The sequence below is a fragment of the Halorientalis salina genome, assembly GCF_005049285.1.
GTDB classification, from domain to species: Archaea; Halobacteriota; Halobacteria; order Halobacteriales; family Haloarculaceae; genus Halorientalis; species Halorientalis salina.
Window position 1 is genome coordinate 262,711 of record NZ_SOSC01000001.1, and the last position, 20,748, is coordinate 283,458.

General features: G+C 65.4%; 27 protein-coding genes. 14 read left to right on the forward strand and 13 right to left on the reverse strand.

The window, feature by feature from the left end:
* The first annotated feature begins 108 nt into the window (after nucleotides 1-108).
* Complete coding sequence (locus E2481_RS01390; RefSeq protein ID WP_136715333.1) at nucleotides 109-960, forward strand: translation initiation factor eIF-2B; 852 nt, start codon at nucleotides 109-111, stop codon at nucleotides 958-960.
* A gap of 6 nt (nucleotides 961-966) precedes the next feature.
* On the opposite strand, the gene E2481_RS18870 is transcribed toward E2481_RS01390, so the two are convergent.
* Nucleotides 967-1,335, reverse strand: coding sequence for a hypothetical protein (locus tag E2481_RS18870; protein WP_250137692.1), 369 nt, complete (start codon nucleotides 1,333-1,335; stop codon nucleotides 967-969).
* A gap of 256 nt (nucleotides 1,336-1,591) precedes the next feature.
* Here E2481_RS18870 and E2481_RS01400 point away from each other — a divergent pair, with 256 nt between their 5' ends.
* On the forward strand, nucleotides 1,592-2,614 hold the full coding sequence (locus E2481_RS01400) for a mechanosensitive ion channel family protein (protein ID WP_136715334.1): 1,023 nt from the start codon (nucleotides 1,592-1,594) through the stop codon (nucleotides 2,612-2,614).
* A gap of 12 nt (nucleotides 2,615-2,626) precedes the next feature.
* Here the strand turns inward: E2481_RS01400 and E2481_RS01405 are convergent, their stop codons facing one another.
* Both E2481_RS01405 and E2481_RS01410 read right to left on the reverse strand, forming a co-directional pair.
* Entirely contained in the window at nucleotides 2,627-3,031 is a 405-nt protein-coding gene (locus tag E2481_RS01405; protein WP_136715335.1) for a universal stress protein, read from the reverse strand.
* Nucleotides 3,032-3,119: 88 nt separating this feature from the next.
* Nucleotides 3,120-4,505 carry a bifunctional metallophosphatase/5'-nucleotidase gene (locus tag E2481_RS01410; protein WP_136715336.1) on the reverse strand — a complete coding sequence of 462 codons (1,386 nt, stop codon included), beginning with the start codon at nucleotides 4,503-4,505 and terminating at the stop codon, nucleotides 3,120-3,122.
* Nucleotides 4,506-4,612: 107 nt separating this feature from the next.
* On the opposite strand from E2481_RS01410, the gene E2481_RS01415 reads away from it, so the two are divergent.
* Both E2481_RS01415 and E2481_RS01420 read left to right on the forward strand, forming a co-directional pair.
* Nucleotides 4,613-4,852 (forward strand): DUF5816 domain-containing protein, encoded by a 240-nt coding sequence (locus E2481_RS01415; protein WP_136715337.1) that lies wholly within the window; start codon nucleotides 4,613-4,615, stop codon nucleotides 4,850-4,852.
* Nucleotides 4,853-4,936: 84 nt separating this feature from the next.
* Nucleotides 4,937-5,254, forward strand: a complete 318-nt coding sequence (locus E2481_RS01420; protein ID WP_136715338.1) for a DUF7116 family protein — start codon at nucleotides 4,937-4,939, stop codon at nucleotides 5,252-5,254.
* Here the strand turns inward: E2481_RS01420 and E2481_RS01425 are convergent.
* Nucleotides 5,243-6,427 (reverse strand): pyridoxal-phosphate-dependent aminotransferase family protein, encoded by a 1,185-nt coding sequence (locus E2481_RS01425; RefSeq protein ID WP_136715339.1) that lies wholly within the window; start codon nucleotides 6,425-6,427, stop codon nucleotides 5,243-5,245. The two genes, E2481_RS01420 and E2481_RS01425, sit on opposite strands and share 12 nt — an antisense overlap.
* A gap of 112 nt (nucleotides 6,428-6,539) precedes the next feature.
* On the opposite strand from E2481_RS01425, the gene E2481_RS01430 reads away from it, so the two are divergent.
* Genes E2481_RS01430 through E2481_RS01445 form a run of 4 tightly spaced genes read left to right on the forward strand, consistent with a single transcriptional unit; the run spans nucleotide 6,540 to nucleotide 9,172 of the window.
* Nucleotides 6,540-7,595 (forward strand): metal-dependent hydrolase, encoded by a 1,056-nt coding sequence (locus tag E2481_RS01430; protein WP_136715340.1) that lies wholly within the window; start codon nucleotides 6,540-6,542, stop codon nucleotides 7,593-7,595.
* 53 nt (nucleotides 7,596-7,648) lie between these two features.
* A complete protein-coding gene (locus E2481_RS01435) occupies nucleotides 7,649-8,248 on the forward strand; it encodes a hypothetical protein (RefSeq protein ID WP_136715341.1) in 600 nt (199 codons plus the stop codon).
* A complete protein-coding gene (locus E2481_RS01440) occupies nucleotides 8,245-8,916 on the forward strand; it encodes a hypothetical protein (protein ID WP_136715342.1) in 672 nt (223 codons plus the stop codon). Before E2481_RS01435 ends, E2481_RS01440 begins: the two co-directional genes overlap by 4 nt.
* 55 nt (nucleotides 8,917-8,971) lie before the next feature.
* Nucleotides 8,972-9,172, forward strand: a complete 201-nt coding sequence (locus E2481_RS01445) for a dodecin (RefSeq protein ID WP_136715343.1) — start codon at nucleotides 8,972-8,974, stop codon at nucleotides 9,170-9,172.
* A 25-nt stretch (nucleotides 9,173-9,197) separates the two neighbouring features.
* Here the strand turns inward: E2481_RS01445 and E2481_RS01450 are convergent, their stop codons facing one another.
* Nucleotides 9,198-9,557, reverse strand: coding sequence for a HesB/IscA family protein (locus tag E2481_RS01450; RefSeq protein WP_136715344.1), 360 nt, complete (start codon nucleotides 9,555-9,557; stop codon nucleotides 9,198-9,200).
* Between the two features lie 293 nt (nucleotides 9,558-9,850).
* On the opposite strand from E2481_RS01450, the gene E2481_RS18515 reads away from it, so the two are divergent.
* Nucleotides 9,851-11,020: a DUF7344 domain-containing protein gene (locus E2481_RS18515; protein WP_169302349.1), complete on the forward strand. Its 1,170-nt coding sequence runs from the start codon at nucleotides 9,851-9,853 to the stop codon at nucleotides 11,018-11,020.
* Here the strand turns inward: E2481_RS18515 and hisD are convergent.
* Nucleotides 11,010-12,281, reverse strand: a complete 1,272-nt coding sequence (gene hisD / locus E2481_RS01460; RefSeq protein ID WP_136715345.1) for a histidinol dehydrogenase — start codon at nucleotides 12,279-12,281, stop codon at nucleotides 11,010-11,012. The two genes, E2481_RS18515 and hisD, sit on opposite strands and share 11 nt — an antisense overlap.
* A 46-nt stretch (nucleotides 12,282-12,327) precedes the next feature.
* The gene (locus E2481_RS01465; RefSeq protein ID WP_169302350.1) at nucleotides 12,328-13,158 is read right to left on the reverse strand and encodes a DUF726 domain-containing protein; all 831 of its coding nucleotides are present in this window, start codon (nucleotides 13,156-13,158) and stop codon (nucleotides 12,328-12,330) included.
* A gap of 196 nt (nucleotides 13,159-13,354) precedes the next feature.
* Here E2481_RS01465 and E2481_RS01470 point away from each other — a divergent pair, with 196 nt between their 5' ends.
* The gene (locus E2481_RS01470) at nucleotides 13,355-13,555 is read left to right on the forward strand and encodes a hypothetical protein (RefSeq protein WP_136715347.1); all 201 of its coding nucleotides are present in this window, start codon (nucleotides 13,355-13,357) and stop codon (nucleotides 13,553-13,555) included.
* 17 nt (nucleotides 13,556-13,572) lie between these two features.
* Here E2481_RS01470 and E2481_RS01475 read toward each other — a convergent pair whose 3' ends face one another.
* On the reverse strand, nucleotides 13,573-14,490 hold the full coding sequence (locus tag E2481_RS01475; RefSeq protein WP_136715348.1) for a J domain-containing protein: 918 nt from the start codon (nucleotides 14,488-14,490) through the stop codon (nucleotides 13,573-13,575).
* A gap of 174 nt (nucleotides 14,491-14,664) precedes the next feature.
* On the opposite strand from E2481_RS01475, the gene E2481_RS01480 reads away from it, so the two are divergent.
* Both E2481_RS01480 and E2481_RS01485 read left to right on the forward strand, forming a co-directional pair.
* Nucleotides 14,665-14,829 (forward strand): ribbon-helix-helix protein, CopG family, encoded by a 165-nt coding sequence (locus tag E2481_RS01480; RefSeq protein WP_136715349.1) that lies wholly within the window; start codon nucleotides 14,665-14,667, stop codon nucleotides 14,827-14,829.
* Between the two features lie 80 nt (nucleotides 14,830-14,909).
* Nucleotides 14,910-15,362, forward strand: coding sequence for a hypothetical protein (locus tag E2481_RS01485; RefSeq protein WP_136715350.1), 453 nt, complete (start codon nucleotides 14,910-14,912; stop codon nucleotides 15,360-15,362).
* On the opposite strand, the gene E2481_RS01490 is transcribed toward E2481_RS01485, so the two are convergent.
* Complete coding sequence (locus E2481_RS01490; protein WP_136715351.1) at nucleotides 15,355-15,636, reverse strand: DUF7322 domain-containing protein; 282 nt, start codon at nucleotides 15,634-15,636, stop codon at nucleotides 15,355-15,357. The two genes, E2481_RS01485 and E2481_RS01490, sit on opposite strands and share 8 nt — an antisense overlap.
* 96 nt (nucleotides 15,637-15,732) lie before the next feature.
* Here E2481_RS01490 and E2481_RS01495 point away from each other — a divergent pair, with 96 nt between their 5' ends.
* Nucleotides 15,733-16,164, forward strand: a complete 432-nt coding sequence (locus tag E2481_RS01495; protein ID WP_136715352.1) for a universal stress protein — start codon at nucleotides 15,733-15,735, stop codon at nucleotides 16,162-16,164.
* Between the two features lie 16 nt (nucleotides 16,165-16,180).
* Here the strand turns inward: E2481_RS01495 and E2481_RS01500 are convergent, their stop codons facing one another.
* Entirely contained in the window at nucleotides 16,181-17,386 is a 1,206-nt protein-coding gene (locus E2481_RS01500) for an inorganic phosphate transporter (RefSeq protein WP_136715353.1), read from the reverse strand.
* Nucleotides 17,387-17,665: 279 nt separating this feature from the next.
* Between E2481_RS01500 and E2481_RS01505 the strand changes: the two genes are divergently transcribed.
* Nucleotides 17,666-18,511, forward strand: a complete 846-nt coding sequence (locus tag E2481_RS01505) for an alpha/beta fold hydrolase (protein WP_136715354.1) — start codon at nucleotides 17,666-17,668, stop codon at nucleotides 18,509-18,511.
* Between the two features lie 90 nt (nucleotides 18,512-18,601).
* On the opposite strand, the gene E2481_RS01510 is transcribed toward E2481_RS01505, so the two are convergent.
* The 3 genes from E2481_RS01510 to E2481_RS01520 all read right to left on the reverse strand — a co-directional run bounded on the left by E2481_RS01510 (nucleotide 18,602) and on the right by E2481_RS01520 (nucleotide 20,704).
* Nucleotides 18,602-19,063, reverse strand: coding sequence for a PH domain-containing protein (locus E2481_RS01510; RefSeq protein ID WP_136715355.1), 462 nt, complete (start codon nucleotides 19,061-19,063; stop codon nucleotides 18,602-18,604).
* Nucleotides 19,064-19,137: 74 nt separating this feature from the next.
* Complete coding sequence (fen, locus tag E2481_RS01515) at nucleotides 19,138-20,118, reverse strand: flap endonuclease-1 (RefSeq protein WP_136715356.1); 981 nt, start codon at nucleotides 20,116-20,118, stop codon at nucleotides 19,138-19,140.
* Between the two features lie 46 nt (nucleotides 20,119-20,164).
* On the reverse strand, nucleotides 20,165-20,704 hold the full coding sequence (locus E2481_RS01520) for a GNAT family N-acetyltransferase (protein ID WP_136715357.1): 540 nt from the start codon (nucleotides 20,702-20,704) through the stop codon (nucleotides 20,165-20,167).
* Nucleotides 20,705-20,748: the final 44 nt, after the last annotated feature.

Sequence of the window (20,748 nt, forward strand, 5' to 3'; positions counted from 1 at the left end):
GCTTCAGTGCAGCGTGGGGGCCGGTCACATCCCCGAACCCGGCAACGTCCGCCGGAAGCGGTCGCTGGGTCCAGAAGGTACTTCCCGCGAGGCACCGACCGTGAGCGTATGATAGACGAGACGGTCGAGGAGATCGAGCAGATGCAGACTCACTCCTCGTCGGTCGTGGCAGTGAAGGCCGCCGACGCGCTCCGGGCGTTCACCGAGGGCGAGTACCCGACTGTCGAGGAGTTCCAGCGGACCCTGGAACGAAACAGCAGCGCGCTCCGCCGTGCGAACCCCTCGCACGCGTCGTTACAGAACGCCATGCTCGAAATCGTCGACACCGTCGACGACGCCGACACCGAGTCCGTGGCCGAGGCACAGGCCGTCCTGTCCGAGACCATCGACGAGGTCGTCGACACCATCGAGCGCGGGAAGAGCCGGGCAGCCGAGAACGGCAAGGAACTGTTCGAGGACGGAATGACGATCCTCACACACGATTACTCCTCGACGGTGCTGGAAGCCATCGAAGCCGCGGCGCGGGACGGCATCCACATGGAGGTGTACGTCACGGAGGCCCGGCCCCGATACCTCGGTCGGAAGACTGCCCGGGTCCTCTCGGCCATCGACCGGATCGACACGCATCTCGTGGTCGACAGCGCCGCCGGGCACTTCCTCCCGGAGTGTGACCGCGTCGTCACTGGCATGAGCTGTATCGTCGAGGACACGCTGTACAACCGCGTCGGGACCTATCCGATCGCCGCCACGGCGGACGACCTCGGGGTTCCGATGACGGTCATCGGCTCCGGCGCGAAGATCATCGATGGCGGGTTCGCCTTCGAGAACGACATCCGGTCACCGAGTGAGGTGATGCGGGAACCTGCAGAAGGGTTCTCCGTCGAGAACCCGGCCTACGACGCGACGCCGACTCGATTGCTCGATTCCGTCGTCACCGACGACGGGATACAACAGTACTGAGCCGTATCAGTTCGCTCGCTTAAGTACCTCGACCGGTTCCAGCGTGGTACTCCAGAACCGAAGCGTCGAAGCCCAGAGCGAACCCCAGAGCGAACCCCAGGTGTCGACCTGCTTCCGGAGACCGTTGTCATCCGACGGCGTCGTCGCCTCGCTGTCCTCTGGCAGCGGGCGGCTAGTCACGGTCGCAGCACAGTTCGGGCAGTTGAGTTTGCGGACGCCCGCCGTCCGGTCGTCGCGTTCGACCCAGTCACCGTCTACCGGCGCATCGTACTCACAGTCCGGACAGAACAGGACGGCTTTTCGCTCGTTCGGGGGTGGGACGTTCTCGTCCTGGGCCGGGGGAGACGGAACCAGGAAACTATCGTGGGAATCCATCAACTGACAGTAGGGGCCCGAGCCCGAAAGACCTGTCGTCGTACTGTGTGGATATGACCCAAATCCGACAGCAGTAGATAGTAAATAGCCGTCTATAGACGGTCTATAGTGATTTTTCACGACGTTCCACCCGGCGTTCGAAGCCAGAATTGATTAAAATATTCCTGATGAATGTGGCCAGAACAGAGGGGGGCTGTGGCTCAAAAGCCGGTTGCACAACATATTTGCACTCGCCTCGCGAGAGTGTTCTCACGTAATGACCGGGTCGCTATTGGACGGTGTCGTACGACTGCTCCAGGCGGGGAACGTCCCGTTTCGCGACGCCAGCGACACGGTCTCGAACTTCCAGTGGTTGCCGTTCCGGATTCCGGAGTGGATCGCCGACATCCTGGCGACGGTAATCGTGCTGTTCATCGCGTGGGCCGTCTCGCGGTTCATCATCAAACTCGTGGGACGACGCGTCGCACGTCGGTTCCGCCGGCCGAGTCTCACGCGGACAGTGTTGCGCGGGATCAGAGTGGGCGTGTTCCTCTTCGCTCTCCTGACGATCATGCGCATCTACGGGCTGGACCTGGGCAACATCGCGCTGTCGGTGACGGTGTTTACGGCCGTGGTGGGTGTCGTGCTCGCGCCGATCGTCGGGAGCATCATCAGCGGGGTGTTCCTGCTGGCCGACCAGCCCTATGAGATCGGCGACATGATCGAGATCTCTGACAGCGGACAGCAGGGGTTCGTCGACGACATCACGCTCCGATACACCAGGATGTTCACGCTCGACAACACGTTCATCGTCATCCCGAACGGCGAGATGCGAAATCGGGACGTGATCAATTACTCCGCCGAGGACACGCGGACCAGACTGGAACTAGATATTATCGTCACCTACGAGGGCGATCTGGCCGAAGCGCGGACACTCATCGAGAAGTCCGCTCGCGACGTGGACGGCGTCATCGAAGGCGGACCGGACATCCGCGTCGGGAGCGCGCGGTATCCGGCCGCGCCGACCTGTTACATCGATACGTTCGGCGACCACGGTGTCCACCTCCGGTTGCGGTACTGGGCGAAGGAGCCGTACAAACTCCTGGCACTCCGCTCGAAGGTTCAGACCAACGTCTGGGAACGACTGGCCGACGCGGACGTGGAAATCGCCTACCCCCACCAGCACCACGTCTTCGACGATACCAGCGGGCGGATGGACGTCAGAATGGACAACTTATCGCGGCCGTCCGATCAGGGACACAGCGGCCCGACAGGCGCGAACGACGAACTGGATCGATGACGACGGCCCGGGTCAGGACACCGACGCCGTGATGATCTTGGCGTCGACTTCCTTCTGGAGGAACTGCTCGATGTCCGGGTCGTCCATCAGGCGGCGAACCATCCTTCGCCACCGGCTAGCCTGTTTCTGTCCGATGACGACGATATCGGCCCGCTGTTGGGCGATCTCGTCGAGGATCGTCTCCTCGACGAGGAGCCCCGTCCGCACGACGTACCGAACGGTGGGGAGGTCACCGAACTGCGATTCGACGGCCGATTTCAGTTCCGAGCGCGAGACGCGATCGTTGTTGTGGTAGAGATTGACGTGAAGGACTGTTAGACTTCCGCCGGCTTCCTCGGCGACCTCGATTGCCCGCGAGAGCGTGGCTTTCGAGTGTGCGGTGAGAGGGTATCGAACTGGGACGACCACCTGTGTCATTATTCACTGCCACGCTACCGGTCGGTGTCAAGTTTTTCCCTTCAGCCGCCGGTTGGCCGGTCTGGGCGAGACCGCGGTCGTGCGCTCGTCAGTCGACGGATTCGCCGACCGGTCGCTCCGGGCTCTCGGCGGCAACGCGGCGGATGCGACCCTCGATCTCGGGGTCGATTCCCCGCTCGCGGGCGTACTCGGCGATCACCTCGTACTGGGTGTCGAGCCGGTCGACGCGGTGGTGCTCGTCGAGAACGGGGAACTCGTGGTCGGTGTACAGGAGGTACTCCGAGGTGGCCAGCGTGTAGGTCTCCTCGTCCTCGATGGGCTGGCCGTCGACGGTGGCCGTGATGCGCCCGTCGCCGTCCTGTCGGATCGCGAGGCCGCTGACGTGGGCGTGCCAGCGGTCCGGGAGCGCCGAGAACCGCCAACCGTCGGCCTGTTCACAGAGGGTCCGCAGTTCCGCGCCGGTCAACTCGGTCACCGTCACCGGTTCGTCGAACGGAACGACGCTGACCAGGTCCGCAACGGTCACCGCACCGGACAGCGCCGCCCCTTCTCGGATCCCGCCGGAGTTCTGGAGACCCGCGTCGGCGTCCGCCGCCCAGCGGTAGGCGTCCGCGATGAAGTTCCCGATTCGACACTCGCCGCGCCCTTTCTGCTCCCGGTCGCGGACGAGGGGCGTCGCAACGTGGCCGACGACCTCCTCGAGGCCGGCGTCGTCGCGGCGAGCGACCAGCGATGCCTCGACCGCCTCGTCTTTCGGCCCGTCCGCGACGGCGTGGGCGTCGACCGTTCCCGAGCCGAGGTCGATTTCCAGGAGGGTGTGACCGTTGGCACCTGGACGCGTGAGTATCGTTCCGTCGACGCGGTCGATCCGCTTCGAGTGGACGTGTCCGCCCAGGACCGCGTCGACGTCGGTCCGTCGTGCCAGTTCGTCGTCGCCGCTCCCGAGATGTGAGAGGACCACGACGGCGTCGACGCCGCGTCGACGGAGTGCATCGGCCTCATCCGAGACCGCCGCGACCGGGTCGGTGAACGTCAGATCGCTCGCGCCGGGACACATCGACGCGGTCTCGGGTTCGGTCACGCCGACGAGTCCCAGACTGGTTCCGTCCGCGTCGACGACCGTCGAGGGGACCACGCCCACGTCCGCCCCGAACGTGTCCCCGTCCAGTTCGACGTTGGCGCTCACCCAGGTCTGGGGCGACTCGGCGACGATGTCGCGAATCGCGTCCGGTCCGTAATCGAAGTCGTGGTTCCCGAAGGTGTCGGCGACAGGTTCGACCGCAGAGAAAAAATCCAGTGCCTGCCGTCCCTCGGAGACCATCGACAACACGCCCGGGGCCGTGTTGTCCCCGGTGCCGACGACGACGGTCTCGGGCGTCCGGCGAGCGGCAATGAGTCCGGCCAGCCGACCCACCCGGTTCGGGTCGTCGTAGCCGTTCTCGAGATCGGAATAGTGGAGGAGACGAACAGACATGCGGAGCCAGTAGGACGCCGGCGTTCAAGTCTCCTTTGGGTGTGAGCAGGACGGAGGGACCACAGCGGACAGCCAAGGCTTTAGGACGCCGTCACCTACCGACGGGCATGCAAGCGCGGACGACGGCGGACGGCGAGACGCTGTACGTGGACGAGCGGACGGTCGAACGAGGCTCGAAAGGCCCCTTCTACGCCGTCTACACCTCGGAAGCCGGCGAGACGAAGTGGGGCTACTTCTGTAGCAACTGCGAGTCGTTCGACACTGCAATGGACTCGATGGGTCGCATCGAGTGCAACAACTGCCGCAACCTCCGGAAAGCCGACGAATGGGACGCCGCCCACGAGTGACCGTCGGACCGTCGACCGGACGGACGTTCAAATAAACTGTCAGGTAGATAGGCTTAAGACCAGGGGGATGGTAACGTCTACCAGATGGCGACCGTTACCACGTCACTAGCCGAGAAGGCAGAGACCGTTTTCACCGACCTGGGATACGTGGTTGACCGGGACGGACGCGAGCTTCGGGCACAGCGCAAGTGGCGCAACGTCCGGATCACACCGGTCGATACGCCGACCGAGGCCCCGGCGTCGGGGGACCTGCGCTGTTTCGTCACCTGGGAAGACCGGGCCGACGAACTCCGTGACCGTCTGGCCAGTTCCGAACCGGACTACGAGTGGGCCGTCATCGGTATCGAAGAAAACGGCGGGTACGAGGTACACCACGCCCCGCAGACGCCGTTACCCGCGTAAGGTCTCTCGGGTCGCCGCGAGGCCAGCTTCGACGTCGACGGCGGCATCCTGTGCTTCGAGCGCGTCGCCCAGCGCCGCGATAAGCGTCAGGACGTTCCCCCGCCGCGCGCTGTGGCCCATGCAGCCGATTCTGAGTATTTCCCCAGAGAGGTCGCCGAGGCCGCCCGCCACCTCGATGCCGTACTCCCCCAGGAGGTGTGCGATGACCGCGTCGTCGTCGACGCCGTCCGGGAGCCGAACGGCGTTGAGGCTCGGCAACCACCAGTCGTCCGCGGGATTGAGTGCCATCCCCATCCCTTCGACGCCGGCTTTCAACGCGCCGGCCATCCGACGGTGACGCTGCCAGCGGTTCTCGATGCCCTCCTCGGCGACCAGTCGCAGCGCCTCCCGAAGCGCGTAGACGTTCGTGATCGGTGCCGTGTGGTGGTAGGCTCGCTCGTCGCCCCAGTACTCCTGGAGCAAGGAGAGGTCCAGATACCACGACCGGACCGGCGTCTCGCGGTCGAGGATCTTTGCCATCGCCCGGTCGTTCAGGGTGAGCGGACTGGCACCCGGCGGACAGGACAGGCACTTCTGGGGCCCGGCGTAGGCCACGTCGATGCCCCACTCGTCGACGCGCAACTCGACGCCGCCCAGCGACGTGACGGTGTCGGCGATGACCAGCGCGTCGTGCTGGTGGGCGATGCGCGTGAGTTCCGAAACCTGTGGCTGTTTCGCGCCGGTGCTCGTCTCGGCGTGGACGAACCCGAACAGGTCCGGCTGGTGTTCGGCGAACGCGTCGGCGACGTCGGTCGGGTCGAGTGGCTCACCCCACGGCGCCTCGACGAAAACCGGGTCCCCGCCCGCGCGTTCGACCATCGCGGCCATCCGCTCGCCGAAGTAGCCGTTGCCCGGCACCAGCACGGTGTCACCGGGTTCGGTGAGGTTGCCGATGGCGGCCTCCATCGAGGCCGACCCGGTACCGCTGACTGGGATGGTCCACTGGTTGTCCGTCCTGAACGTGTACCGCAGCAGGTCCTGCACGTCGTCCATGATGTCGATGAACGCCGGATCCAGATGGCCCACGAGCGGCGTGCTCATCGCCTGCAGGACGCGCGGATGGACCTCGCTTGGACCGGGCCCCATCAGCAACCGGTCCGGCGGTGCTAATTCCCCTACCCTCGGTCGCTCCATACAGGCACTAGCCACAGACTCCGTTAAAAGTGGTTCGAGACAACAGTTACCACGGATACTGTCACTCGCTGCCACGAACAGCTTATATTGCGGGAAACCAAACAGAAAACGAATGTTTATCGGCCACGGACTGCTCGCGTTCGCGGTGGTCGCCCTCCTCGGCCGACGTATCGGCTGGTCTCGCGAGGGGACGCTCTGGCTGGCAGTGCTTGCCGGCGGGTTCGCGACGCTTCCCGACGTGGACATGGTCTACGCGCCCGTGGGGCTGCTCGGCGGGGCGAGCGGGGCCTTCGGGGCCGCCGAGGCGTTCTGGCAGACCGGAAACGTCGTCCACCGGGTTCTCACCCACTCGCTCGTGGTCGGCCTCGTCGCGGCCGTCGCGTTCGGCGGCTGGACGGCGGCCCGTGACTGGGACGGCGCCGGGTTCCGCGGCCACTGGACCCGACGACAGGGCGTCCTGGCTGGGGCCGGGATCGCGTTGCTCGGTGGTCTCGTCGGGGGCGCTACGCTCGCCACCGGCGGCCTCGCGGGCGTCATCATGGCCGTCTTCGTCGCTGCCGGACTGGGCCTCACGACCGTCGCCGCGAGGCGCGGGGTCACCTCGGGACAGATGGTCGGCATGGCGCTCGTGGGTCTGTTGAGCCACCCCTTCGGCGACATGGTCACCGGATCGCCGCCGGCCCTGCTGTATCCGTTCGATCTGACGCTCGTCGCCGACCGTTTCGTCCTCCATCCGGATCCAACGCTCCACCTGGTGGGGGCCTTCGTCGTCGAGTTGTCGACGTTCTGGCTGGCTGCGTACGCGTACTGTCGGCTTCGTGACGAACGCGTCCGCGAATACGTGTCGCCCCGTGCGGCGGTCGGCGTCGGCTACGCCGCGGCCGCGCTCCTCATTCCGGCACCGACGCTCGCAGCGTCCTCACACTTCGTCTTCAGCATCCTCGCCGTCGGCTTCGTCGGCTCCGTCGGCGTCAAGCGAGACAGCTTCCGAGGGGGAGCCGCCCCGTTCCGCACCGGCGACAGGGCCGTTCTCACGCGTGGATACGGGTGGTTGTTCTCCGATCGGCGGCCGGTCGCGGTCGCGGACGTGCCGACAGCGCTCGTCACCGGACTCACGGCGGTAACGCTGGCTGTCACCGGGTACACGATCGCGTACCTGATAGTCTAACTACCCATTCCGTGGGCGATAGGATTTCAAGCCCACAGTCGAATGTTCGGGATATGGATACAGTCGGGCTGGCTCGAATCGTCAGGGACCAGCGAAACAACGCGATACTCGGCTGGATACTGGTCAGTCTCGTGGCCGTGGTCAGTGTCGGAAGCCTGATAACCGGGTACCTGCTCTGGGCGCTCTTTACGGCCGCAGTCGTGGCCATCGCCGTGTTCCCGGCGGTGAGCCTGCGTAACGTCTGGATGATGCCGCCCTGGGAGGTGCTCTTGCTGGCGACGCTGCCGACCATCGGACGGCTGTTCGCGACGACGCTCGTGACTGGTCGGGTCGCGACGTACGTCTCGGTCGCGGCGCTCGCGTTGCTCGTCGCGGTCGATCTCAACGCCTTCACGCCGATCGAGATGAGCGACGGGTTCGCCGTGTTCTTCGTCGTCGTCACGACGATGGCCACGGCCGGTGTCTGGGCCGTGACGCGCTGGGGGTCCGACGTGCTCCTCGGGACCGGATTCCTGACGACCGAGCGGGCGTTGATGCTGGAGTTCGTCGCCTCGTCGGTCGCCGGCGTGTTCGCCGGTATCGTGTTCGTACTCTACTTCCGTCGCCTCGCCGATCCCCGCGAGCGGCTCCCCGAGGAGGTGAGGCCCTCGTGAAGTTCAGGGACCGCCTGGGGATCTCGGTCGCCTGGCAGCACCGCCTGACGTGGCTGATGGAAACGGCGATGATCGGGATCTTCTTCGTCGGCCTCTACGAGCTACAGGTCGGAATCATGATCAACACGGGCGTCGGCATTCTGGCCACCCAGCTCCCGCCCATCCTCGAACGCGACTACGAGATCCCGATGGACCCGGCGCTGACCCTCTGGATCACGTCCGCCGTCTTCCTGCACGCCCTCGGCGTCATGGGTCTCCCAGGTGGCGCCGAGAACCTCTATCGGTCCGTTCCGTGGTGGGACCACATGACACACGCCTTCTCGGCGTCGGTCGTCGCCGCCGTCGGCTACGCGACCGCCCGCTCGTTCGACCTCCACGACGACGACGTGGACCTCCCACCGAAGTTCATGTTCGTCTTCATCCTCCTGTTCGTGCTGGCCTTCGGCGTCTTCTGGGAGGTCATCGAGTTCGCCCTCGGCGAGATCGCACGGCTCGCCGGCGGCCAACCGATCCTCGCCCAGCACGGGATCGAGGACACGATGAAAGACCTCATCTTCAACACCGTCGGCGCGATCATCGTCGCGACCTGGGGCACGGCCCACCTCACCGACGTCGTCGGTGCCGTCTCCGAGTACTTCGAGTCCGACCGACCCGCCAGGAGCGACTGACTCGATCCCGGTTCGGGAGGGGGTTTTATGACGCTATGCCAAGTATTGACACGCGATGGTTTTCAAGAAAATCACGTTGATCGGAACGAGCGAGGAGAGCTTCGACGAGGCGGTCGACGACGCGTGTGACCGCGCTGAGGCGACGCTGGACAACGTCTACTGGGTCGAAGTCGAGGAGATGGGCGTCGAAATCGCGAGCGCGCCGGAGCGACAGTATCAGGCGGAAGTCGAAGTCGCCTTCGAACTGGCAGAGTAACACCCTTCGGTTCGGGTTCCCGTCGTTACGTTCTGAAACTCTCTCCGCAGCCACATTCCGAGACCACGTTGGGGTTCTCCACGTGGAACCCCTCGCCCTGGAGCCCGTCCTCGAAGTCCAGTTGGCTCCCGCCGATGTAGTCCATGCTGGCGGGGTCGACGAAGACGCGCAGGCCGTGGTGTTCGAAGACGGTGTCGTCGTCCTCGGGTTCGTAGTCGAACCGCATCCCGTAGGAGAGCCCGGCACAGCCGCCCTGCTGAACGAACAGTCGCAGGCCGGCGACCGCCGTGTCCATGTCCTCGCTTTCGAGCAGGCGGATCGCCTCCTCGGCGGCGGTCTCGCTGACCTCGATCTCGGTCTCGACAGCCGCAGTCGTTTCGCTCATGAGCCACTCTAGTTCAGGGAGCCTGTTAACTGTATTGCCACACTCCACCAGTATCGAGGCCCGATTGGACGAGAATACGGAACTCGCGCAGAACCGACGGCCACGGGACAGTCGTTTTCGGTAAGAATCAGTTACACGGACCGACCAGGGGACGAGTTTCAGAACGGTTCCCGTACCAGCGAGGAGAGCCGCTAATGCGGGCCCGAATGGCGGATTCGGCGGAGCTGTAGTTCGGCCGATCCTAATCGTTTTGGCGTCATCATCAAGCGACCGTACCACTGAGTAATGGATACATGACTGCCGTTGCACCTGGAAACCAAACCACTGGTCCGACACTGGATACGACTACCTGGTTCGACCTCCTCTCGAATCGACGAACCCGAAGCGTCCTGGCGACGTTGCGCGACCGACCGGACGGACTCGCGCCCCGGCAACTCGCGGCCAGCATTGCCAGTGCTGAACACGACGTTCCGATTCGGGCCGTGACTGACGAACAGGTCGAAGGCGTACTGACGAGCCTCCGACACCACCAGCTCCCGAAGCTCGAATCTGTATCGCTCGTCACGACCGACGGTGGTCGAGTGATCCTGGCCGATTCACCGCCACCGCTGGAAAGCCCTCTCGCAGTCGCACTCGATCTCCGAGGGACCGATGACGCGATCGATGCCACCTTCGATGCACTGGCCTCCGAAACGCGCCGGAAGCTCGTCGCACGGCTGAGAACCGAAGGCACGATGAGTGTCACAGCGCTGACGACGCGTCTCGAAGAGACCAGCGAATCCGGCGCCGACGACCTGGCGATCGGACTCCACCACAGACACCTCCCGAAACTCGACGACGCGGGGATCGTCGACTACGACCCCGACGACGAGACAGTCAGCTACGAGGGCCTCCCCGTCGACGAGGAAACCTGGCTCGACCGGCTGCTGGGCGACCAGACGCGACCGAGCCAATGGACCGACAACAGTGATCCGTCCGACATCTGGACGGTCCGCGGCCACGAGCACATCGTCGATCGCGGGCAGGAACTGTTCGACCGGGCTGATGAGGAACTGTTCCTGATGATAACGTCCGACGGGCTTCTGGAGCCGACGTGTATCGAAAAACTACACGACACCCTCGACCGCGGTGTCGACGTCTACCTCGGGTCACAGAACGAGGCGGTTCGTGATCTGGTTCGGGCGGAGGCTTCCCGGGTCATGATCTGGGAACCGCAACTGGACTGGCTGAACCTTCCCCTGACCGACGAGACAGTGAGCCGACTCGTGATGGCAGACCGCGAAGCGGTCATGCTCGGCCTGCTCGGTGACGAACTGGCGAACGGGAACTACAGCGAGCGGGCGCTCACCGGCGAGGGGCACACCAACCCGCTCGTCGTCCTCGTGCGGGAAACGTTCGGTGCCCGTCTGGACCATCTGAACGGGGAGAGCGCGGACGTGCTCTCGTATCTTCTCACTCGCTGAACCGTCGCCGAACGCTCTCGGCGTGTCCCTCCAGCCCCTCCGCATCGGCGAGGGTCGTGATCGTCTCCGAGATATCCGCGAGCGCGTCGCGGTCGAGTCGCTGGACCGTCGTCGCCCGGAGAAACGTCTCCACCGAGAGGCCGCCGTACCGGCGCGCACCGCCGCCCGTCGGTAGAACGTGGTTCGGTCCGCTCGCGTAATCGCCGGCGGCGACCGGCGAGTACGGGCCGAGGAAGACGCTCCCGGCGCTGTCGATGCGGTCGAGCAGTTGTTCGTCGTCGTCGGCGACGATAGTCAGGTGTTCGGCGGCGTACTCCTCCGTGAACAGAACCGCCTCGCTCATCGACCGGGCGAGCAACACCCCGCTCGCGTCGTTTTCCAGCGCGGCGCTGATCGTCTCCTCGCGCTCGCGTTCGCCGACCTGCGCGTCGATTTCCTCGGCGACCGCCTCGGCGAGGGTCTCGTCGTCGGTGACCGCGACCACGGACGAGTGAGCGTCGTGTTCGGCCTGGGCGACCACGTCCGCGGCGACGAGTTCCGGGTCGGCCGTCTCGTCGGCCAGGACGGCGACCTCGCTCGGCCCCGCGAGGAAGTCGATCTCGACCTCGCCCCGGACCTCGGCCTTGGCGGCGGTGACCCAGCGGTTGCCCGGCCCGACGATCGTCTGGACGCGATCGACCGTCTCGGTTCCGTACGCGAGCGCGGCGATGGCCTGTGCGCCGCCGACCTGGTAGACGGCGTCGGCACCCGCGATGTGGATGGCGGCCAGCGTCACCTGATTCAAGTCCTCGGCGGGCGGGGTCGTGACGACGACGTGGTCGACGCCGGCGACCTTCGCGGGGATGACGCCCATGAGGGCGCTGGATGGGTACGCCGCGGTGCCCCCCGGGACGTACGCGCCGGCGCGTTCGACCGGCCGGTATCGCTTGCCCAGTTCCCGGCCGTCGAAGTCTTCGCGCCAGTCTTCGGGGACCTGGCGCTCGTGGAACGCCCTGATGTTCTCGGCCGCGGACTCGATGGCGGATCGGAGTTCCTCGTCGAGTTCCTCGGCCGCCCGTTCGGCCTCGTCGGTCACGTCCAGGTTGCCGACCGAAACGCCGTCGAACTCCTCGGTGAACTCCCGGACGGCCACGTCGCCTTCCTCGTGGACCCGGTCGACGATGTCGCGGACGTCGTCCCGTACCTCCTCGATCCCGGCGTCCCGGTCGAAGAGTGCGGCCCGCTCGTCGGGTGCCAGGTCCGAAATCTCCCGTACGTTCATGTCACCCCGTTCGGGAGCGAGTTAAAAACGGTTGTCGAACTCGTCGTTATTCCCAGTTGCCCACGACATCGGGGATACAACCCACGTCGCGTTTGGGGTAGTCGTCGTGGCTCTCGACGTAGCTCACGTCGTACTCCTCGTAGTTGTGCGGGGCTTCGCCTTCGATTCCCTCGTGGCCGACTGCGGTGTCCCACATCGCGGCCCGGTAGTCGTATTTCAGCGACTCGTCGTCCGTTTTGTAGTAGTTGCGGAACTGCTCGCAGTGGTCGGCGATGGCCTGCCCGTACTCGCCGTCGGTGGCCACCTCGTCGTCGTCGATAGCGCCACCGAGCAGGTCGACCGACGTGACCGACGTGTCGTACCCGCGGTCCATGAAGAACTCCAGGCACTCGGCGATGGTCTTGGCACCGAGCGAGTGAGCGATGACGCGCACGTCGGTCTCAGGGCTAGCTGCCTGGAGGTCGCGGACGAACGTGCCGAGTTTGTCCGCGTTCCGGTCCGCGACATCGACCTGATCCCACCACTCAAGCGTCTCGCCGTCAGAGTCCCAGGAGTACCCGACGACGGGTGCCGTCACGTCCGAGCCGCGGAGGGCCTCGGTGACCTGTCGGAACTTCTCGCGGGCCTGGACGGCGTCGTGTTTCCAGCCGTGGACGAACACGATCAGTTCCTCGGGCGATTCGTCGTTGGTCACGCCCGGAACCGTCCCCGTCGTCTCGTAGTTCGTCCGGTCGTTGCCGTCGGTCACGTACACGTCGCCGTACCACGTGGTATCGTAGTGCCCGCGCGTGGTCACGACGCCCGAGTATTGTTCGAAAAAGGTCGATTCGGTCGCCGACGCCGTTCCCACCCCACTTGCGGCTACTGTTCCTGCCACTGCTGTCTTGCAAAACGTCCGTCTCGAAAGGTCCATCTGTACTCCCCCACGTCAAACCTGCACGAAACTCCGTATTAAATTTCGGAAATATTCGACAACGATTAAAACGTTGAACGCGTTTCCCCTAGCTCGCCGCACACAGCGTCAGACGCCCGTCTGCTGGGGAATTTAGCCGCTCCAGCCGGGACCCTCTGGTATGAACTCCGACGTCGTCGGGAGCGTGACGAAGGTCTGGTACTGTACGTACTGCGAGGCCCGCAACGTAACCGCGGCGGCCGACGTGTTCTCGGACCAGTGTGAGAACTGCACGTGCTACAACGAAGTCGACTGGACGGAGGCAGGGGACGTGACGTTCAGCGAGGCAAAAGCAGTCGCTGAGGGAACGGAAGCGAACTGACGGCCTCGGGAGACGGTTCACGAGTAGATGCGTGAGACCATGTGGAGGACCGAGAAGAACACGGCCCCGCCGAGCAGGACGAGCGAAACGAACACCGTCGGGACCGAGGCCTCCCAGCGGATCAAAAGCAGGATCGTGACGAACGCGCTCATGAGAAACACGAAGTGAAAGATAAGCCAGGGGCCGATGTTCCGGAGTGCGAGTTTGACGCTTCCCACGTTGGACGGGCCGCCGGTCATCGGTCCAGTGGCGTCGTGACCCGATGGCCGATACCCGCTCGCCGTCGCGCGTGCGTTCTGCCAGCCGTCGGCCCGTGCCCCGTCGTCCGTGCCGGTGCCACCGGGATCAGCCGACGCGGTCGTGTCGCCGTCAGGGTCCCAGTCGAAGTCCTCGGTCCAGGATCGGTCCCGCCAGTCGTCGCTGTACTGCCGTGAGCCGTGGCCGTCGTCGGTCGAGTACTCGGAACGGTATCGGTCGTAGTTGTGAGCCGTTTCGGACGCGCCCGTCCGCCGGGACTGACGGGAGTTCCTGCGTGAGCCGGACGCCGTCGAACCGCCGGACTGGCGGCCGCGTTCGCCCGACGTGTCGGATCGGGCCCGCGACCGGTCGGCATCCGCCGCGTTCCCGGTGGTCGCGTTCCGGGACCGGCCGGCGTTGGCCGTTCCTGTACCGCCAGTGTGGTCGACGGTCCAGGCGTTCCCGTCCATGTACCGGCGGACGTAGGTGTTGTGGCCGACCCGGTCGTACTGTTTGCGGCTTGCGTCGTCGACGAGCACCTCCCGCGCCTGCGTGATGCGTTTGAACTGGTCGACCGCGTCCTCGGCGTCGCTGACGTCCGGGTGGTGGGTCTTGACCAGTTCCCGGTAGGCCGCTTGAATCGTCTCCGTATCGGCCTCGGGGTCGACGCCGAGGACGCTATAGAACGTCTCTGCCATGCGCGGGGCTATTGCTCGACGGTTCGTACTCGGGGAGGTTAAATGTCACCCGCGTACCGACGTGCGAAACGCGGTCACAGGTCGGGCGGACGGATCGAACCCCGACAGCGTCCTGCGTCTGCCCGACGGGTGTCTGACTCAGTTATTTACGTCCCTCGGCCCCCGGTACCACCGATGGCAGAGAATTTCCTCGACATGGACGAGGTGACGATCGAGTTAGATGAGGCGGAACTCGAGGAAATCGACCAAATCGCCTTCGAGAACCATCGGGAGAACCGCGACGCTGCGATACGCGACCTCCTCGACCAGTGGCTGAAAGAGCGCGACGGGGAGGAGTAACCGTCCCAGTCAGCCCGACCCAGGTCCGGCAGTCAGCGCGCAGCGGAGTGCTTATACGCCACTCGTGACTACATAGAAGTATGGGTGGAGAGTTGACGGTCGATTCCTGGGGAGAGGCGCTCGCCGCCGTCCACGGCGTCGATTTCGGAACGGACATCCGGGTGCCCAAGTCCTCGGAGCCGACGCTTCCCGGAACGGTCGATCTCCGGTCGTCGAACTTCCCCTGGTCGATCCACAAGGGCGCGATCCGGGTGTTCCGGGAAAACGAGGCCGGGGCGCACCTCCAGATCCGTGAGTTCCCCGACTACTGGACGGTCCAGCGCGACCGTTCGAACCCACACTATCGACCGGTGAGCCACGCGCGGACGGACGTCCCGGCGATGACGGCGGCGATGAGCGTCGCCAGTTTCCCGATCTTTACGTACCTGAGCGGCCTCAGACTCGCCGGGCACCTCTCCGCACAGGCGGCCGACCTCTCCGTGACGGTCCTGGCCGACGGCGTCGTCCCGCTGGTCAACGCCGTGTTCAAGTAGCGTACTCGTCCCGCGTTCGATGCCACCAGTAGATGCCGACGGTCAGCGCCAGCGCGATCACGCCGCCGACGAAGAGCGAGCCACCGATCGTCGATTGACCCTGGAAATAGACGAGCATGAGTCCGAGACTCGCGGCGAAGAGTCCGACCTGGGCGAGGACGACGGCGGCGAGAAAGGCCCAGAAGGTGGCGCCGTCGGCCCGCTGAATCGTCCCCTGGAACTCGCCCGGGCGTTCGGACTCCTCCTCGATGATCGAAAACGGGTCAAGGAGCATTGGCTGACGTAGGTGCTGTACGGGGATAACGGCTCGGTCGGAGACGTAAGGTCCGGTACCGTGGGTATACTTGTGTGTCGGTCCACGAGTGAGGGTATGGCTCCGTCGCACGTACTCGTCCCGCTGGACGGGTCACCGCTCGCCGAAGACGCGCTGGTTCACGCGCTCGACACCTTCGATTGTGCGGTGACGGTGTTGAACGTGGTGACACCCCTCGACAAGTCGATGAGCGAGGGCGGCGTACTGGAAGCTGACGAGAAGCGCCAGGATCAAGGACGCGAGCGGGCGAACGCCGTCGTCGATCGCGCCAAGCACCGCGCGGCCGACCAGGACAGAACAGTGGAGACAGTCGTCGAGACCGGCGACCCGGCCGAGGCCATCCTGGCGTACGTCGACGACACAGACGTCGATCACGTTGTCATGGGCGGTCACGGCGGCGACCGACATCGACTCACCCGTCGACTGCTGGGCACCGTCGCCACGGCCGTCGTCGGTGAGGCCCCCGTCACGGTCACAGTCGTCCGCTGACTCGGCGGGTCGGAGCTTAGCCACCGAGAACTGCAGCGAACACGCGATACAGCCCGAATCCGATGGCGATGGACGCGACGAGCGTGATGAGCCAGAAGGCGAGCGTGACGCCGATTTTCCGGCGCGAGACGCCCGCCGAGCCGCCGGCGAGTCCGCCGCCGATGACCCCGGAGATGATGATGTTGTTGAAGGAGATGGGGATGCCAAGCGCGATCGCCGCCTGTGCGATGATGAACCCGGGGACCAGCGCCGCGATGGACCGTCTGATCCCGAGTTGCGCGTACTCCCGAGAGGTCGCCTGAAGCAGCCGCGGAGCACCCATCCACGCGCCGCCGAGGATGCCAGTGGCCCCGATCGCGAGGAGGACCAGCCCCGGCAACCCCAGTTCGGCCGTGTAGAGGTTCTCCAGCGGCCCCGTTGCGAGACCGACCTGACTCCCGCCGCTGGAGAAGGCGACGACGCTCCCGAGAATGACGAGGAAGGTTTTCACGCCACGGTCGACCGAGTCCTGTGTCCGTCGACGGATGAACACGAAACTCCCGATCGCGAAGAGCACCGTTACGACCCCGATCCCGACCGGTGCCCCACCCACTGCGGGGACGCCGACGAGTCGCGAGAGGAAACTCGCGAGCGAGGCCGTCGTCGCTCCGGCCGGTGACGGGATGATGCTCATCTGGATGTTGGCGATGATGCCACCGACGACGGCGGCAAGCAATGGAACGCCGACGGTCTCGGGGATGTCCTCACGCCGCAACAGCGTCGCGGTCAGGTAGGCGAGGCCGCCCGATACCGGCGGGACGAGCAGCCAGAACGTCACGATTCGGCGGTAGGTGTCGAAGGCCGGCGACCCACCCAGCGAGAGGCCGACGCCGACCATCGCGCCCGTCGTCGCGAACGCGGCCGGAACCGGATACCCGGAGTAGACGCCGAAGATCATGAACCCCGTCGCGGTCAATAGGCCGGCGGTCGCGGCCAGCGAGGAGAAGGCGACACCGTTGATGAGGCCGGCACCGACCGTTTCGGAGATGCTGCCACCCTGCGTGACCGCGCCCAGCGCCGCGAGGATACCGATGAGGAAGGCCGCACGCATCGTCGAGATGGCGTTGGCACCGATCGCGGGCGCGAACGGCGGCGAGTTGCTGTTCGCCCCGAGCGCCCAGGCCGTGACCAATCCCGTGACCGTCGCGAGCGCGACCAGTGCCCAGAAAACGATGTCAACCACGATTCACCGTTGTACCGGAGTGACAACGCGAACACCTGTCGACGCTAACGACGGTTTGGCTCAAACCCATTCGTGGGGAGATTGACTTGGAGCGGGAAAAAGGGTTCGCGTGGCGTCTCCATCCGGGCGCTAAGAGCCGAATACCGAGCGAGGAGCGCCGGGAGAGACGTGCTGGGTTTCGGGGACGATATGCCGATTCTCGCGCGGCGGGATTAACTGCTCCCGCTGAGACAGGATCGATTCCCACACTTCACGTAGCTCCGGGCCGTATCGGATCCAATGCCAACACTTGCGCTGGACGACGTCGATCTCCAGTACGAAGTCACGGGCGAGGGCCAGCCGCTGGTCTTCGTTCACGGCGGATGGATGAACGGCGACGCCTGGCGGACACAGGTCGAGCGGTTCGCAGCCGACTACCGGGTGATCACCGTCGACCTCCGTGGGCACGGTCGGACGGGCGCGACAGATACGCGGCAGTACTCGATCGAACTGTTCACCGACGACCTCGAAGCGTTGTTGGCACACCTGGACGTCGAGCGGCCGATACTCTGTGGGCTCTCGCTGGGTGGAATGGTCGTCCAGGAGTACCTCGACCGGCACCCTGACGGGGCGGCCGGTGCGATCGTCGCCGGCCCGGTCCGGTCGATGCCGCCGTTCGAGATTCCCAGCGGCTTCAAACCGTTCGTCTCGCCGCTCCCGATGCTCGCGACGACGCTGTCTGTCGCCGGGTCGGCGGCCACCTTCCAGTCGCTGTTGGCCTCCATCAGGCCCGTCAACGGTGGCCCCTGGCTCTCGGTCGACCCCTCGATCCACTCGTGGGCGAGAAGCGCCGTCGGCGACATCGACAGCAGCGAGTTCCGGAAGATCTTCAGAGCGCTCTACGAGTACGATCCGCCGACCCTCTCCCACGTCACCACGCCGACGCTCGTCGTGTACGGCGACCAGGAAGTGTCGCTGGTCAAAAACCAGGGCAAACGACTCGGGTCAGCCGTCCCCAATGGCACGGTCCGGGAGATACCCGACGCCGGCCACCTGGTCAATCAGGACAATCCCGAGGCGTTCAACGCCGCCCTCGCCGAGTTCATGGCCGGCCTCTCGACCGACGACCGACAACCGGCGGCCTGATACGGTTTGCTGTAGCTGTGTACCGCTACGATCGCCCGCAATTGGGCGATCGATGCGGAAATGATCTACAGCAGTCCGTATGAGGAACCCTCACACTGCGTCTTCGGGTTCGCTCTCGATGGCCAGATCGCGGAGGCGATTCCGCAACTCGCGTGCGTCCTCGGCCGTGAGACCGGGGATCGAGACGTCCGCGCCGCGCGACCCGGCGGTGTAGACGACGACGCTCCCGAGTCCCAGCACGCGGTCCAGCGGGTCCCGCTGGGTGTCGACGTGTTGCACCCTGACGTACGGCACTGCCGTCTCGACCTGGGTCACCACGCCGCGTTCGAGTTCGAGCGCGTCGGACTGGAGTTCGTAGCGCCACCGCCGGTACAGGGCCAGAACGTACAGCACGACGAGCGGAATCAGCACGAGCGCGAGTCCAACGCCGAGAAGCGGTGAGATCCCGAGCAGGAACCGGTCTACGACCGTCACCAGCCCACCGATGACAGCGAGCGCGACCAGCGCCAGGAGTCCCCATCGGAGTCGCACGCGAGGATGGAGGGCATTCATAATTCGACTGAACGGTCGAGGCGGTGAAAAAATACCGGAACGCGATTCCGGTGCCGGCGCGGAACTGTCGACCCTCAGGTCCAGTCGTCGAGTCCGGTCTGGACCGTCGCGTCCTCGATGCGCTCGAAGCCGCGTTCGACCTCGTCGGCCGCGACGCCCCACTCCTCGACGACGAACTCGCGGGCCGCGTCGATGTCCGGCGACACGTCGGTCTCGAACGTCACGTCCTCGGTCACCGGCGGGTTCAGGAACAGCTCGCGGATGCGGTCGGTGTGTTCGATGTGGACCGACCGGTCCTCGAAGACGCCCCAGATGTCGCCGTGTTCCTTGACCGCCTTCACTGCGGTTTTGGGACCGATACCCGAGATGCCCTCGTTGAAGTCCGTCCCGCAGAGAATGCCGATGTCGACCAGTTGCTCCCAGGTGATGTCGTGGTTCGCGAGCGTCGCGTCGAGATCCATCAGTTCGGGGTCGCCGCTGGACGTGAGTTGGCGGAGCGTCAGCGGCGAGCCAAAGAGCAAGGCGTCGTAGTCCTCGGTGCCCGCGTAGTCGACCGTCCCCGTTCGAGCCATGTGTGCGGCCTGAGCCTCGCCCTCGGCGGGCGCGTCGACGACTGGCACGTCGAGCAAGGAGAGCAGTTCGCGGGTCGTCTCGATGATCGTCTCCGTGAGTCGCTGGGTCCGGGATTCGAGGGTCGCGACCATCTCGGAGTCGCCCTCCTCCCGGGCAGTTTCGAGTTGGGCTTCGTATTTCTCGCGTTGGTCCCTGCGCTTCTCGATCTCGTCGTCCTTGAGGTCGGTGACGCCGCCGTCGAAGACGAACACGGGCGTCACGTCGTGTTCGAGGAACTTCGGGAGCCCCTGGACGACGCCGATGAGGTTCGCTACCTCCGTCCCGTCGGCCGTGGTGTAGGCCGATTCACGGGTGAACCGGACCGTCGTCGTCAGGTAGCGGTAGAGCCAGTTGTGGGCGTCGACCGCCACGACCGACCCGGCCAGGTCGTCGTACGCGACGTCCTCGATGACCGCGACGTCCCGCAGATCTGCGTTTCCCATTGGACTCCCGTTGGGACGGCCATCGCTTGAATCCCCCGACAGTCGACTACGACGGTGCGTCGACCACCGACGGCGGCATCGACTCCACCCGTTCCGACAGAAACGCCGCCTCCCCCTCCGAGAGGTCCCGTTCCCGGAACAGGTCCAGCCCCGACTGATAGGTCGCCGGGTCACGCTCCCCCGGGGATTCCAGTACGAGCTCCGCCATCCCGGTCTGGTCGCCCGTGTAGCCGAACCCAGCGCGATACATCGCCTCGTAGGCGAAGGGGTTGTTCACTGCGATTCGAGCGGACTCGTACCCGCGCTCGTGGGCGCGCTCGGCGACGAATCGGGCGAGTTTCGGACCGATCCCCTCGCCGCGTCTGTCGCGCCGGACAGTAATGTAGCGGAGCCAAAGCGTACTGGCGTCAGTTCGGTCCTCGTTGAACGCGACGGCACCGACGATACGCTGGTCTCCCTCGACTGGCTCTCGGGCCACGGCCTTGCCGGTGTTCGTCATGACGAACTTCCCGGCGTAGCTGAACCGCTCGTGATCGAGCCGCAGCTTCGGCCCGTCCGGGGGCCAGCCACGGACCACGTACTCCATGGTCGACCTGGAACCCGCGAGCGCTTGAACGCTGTGCCCCAGTG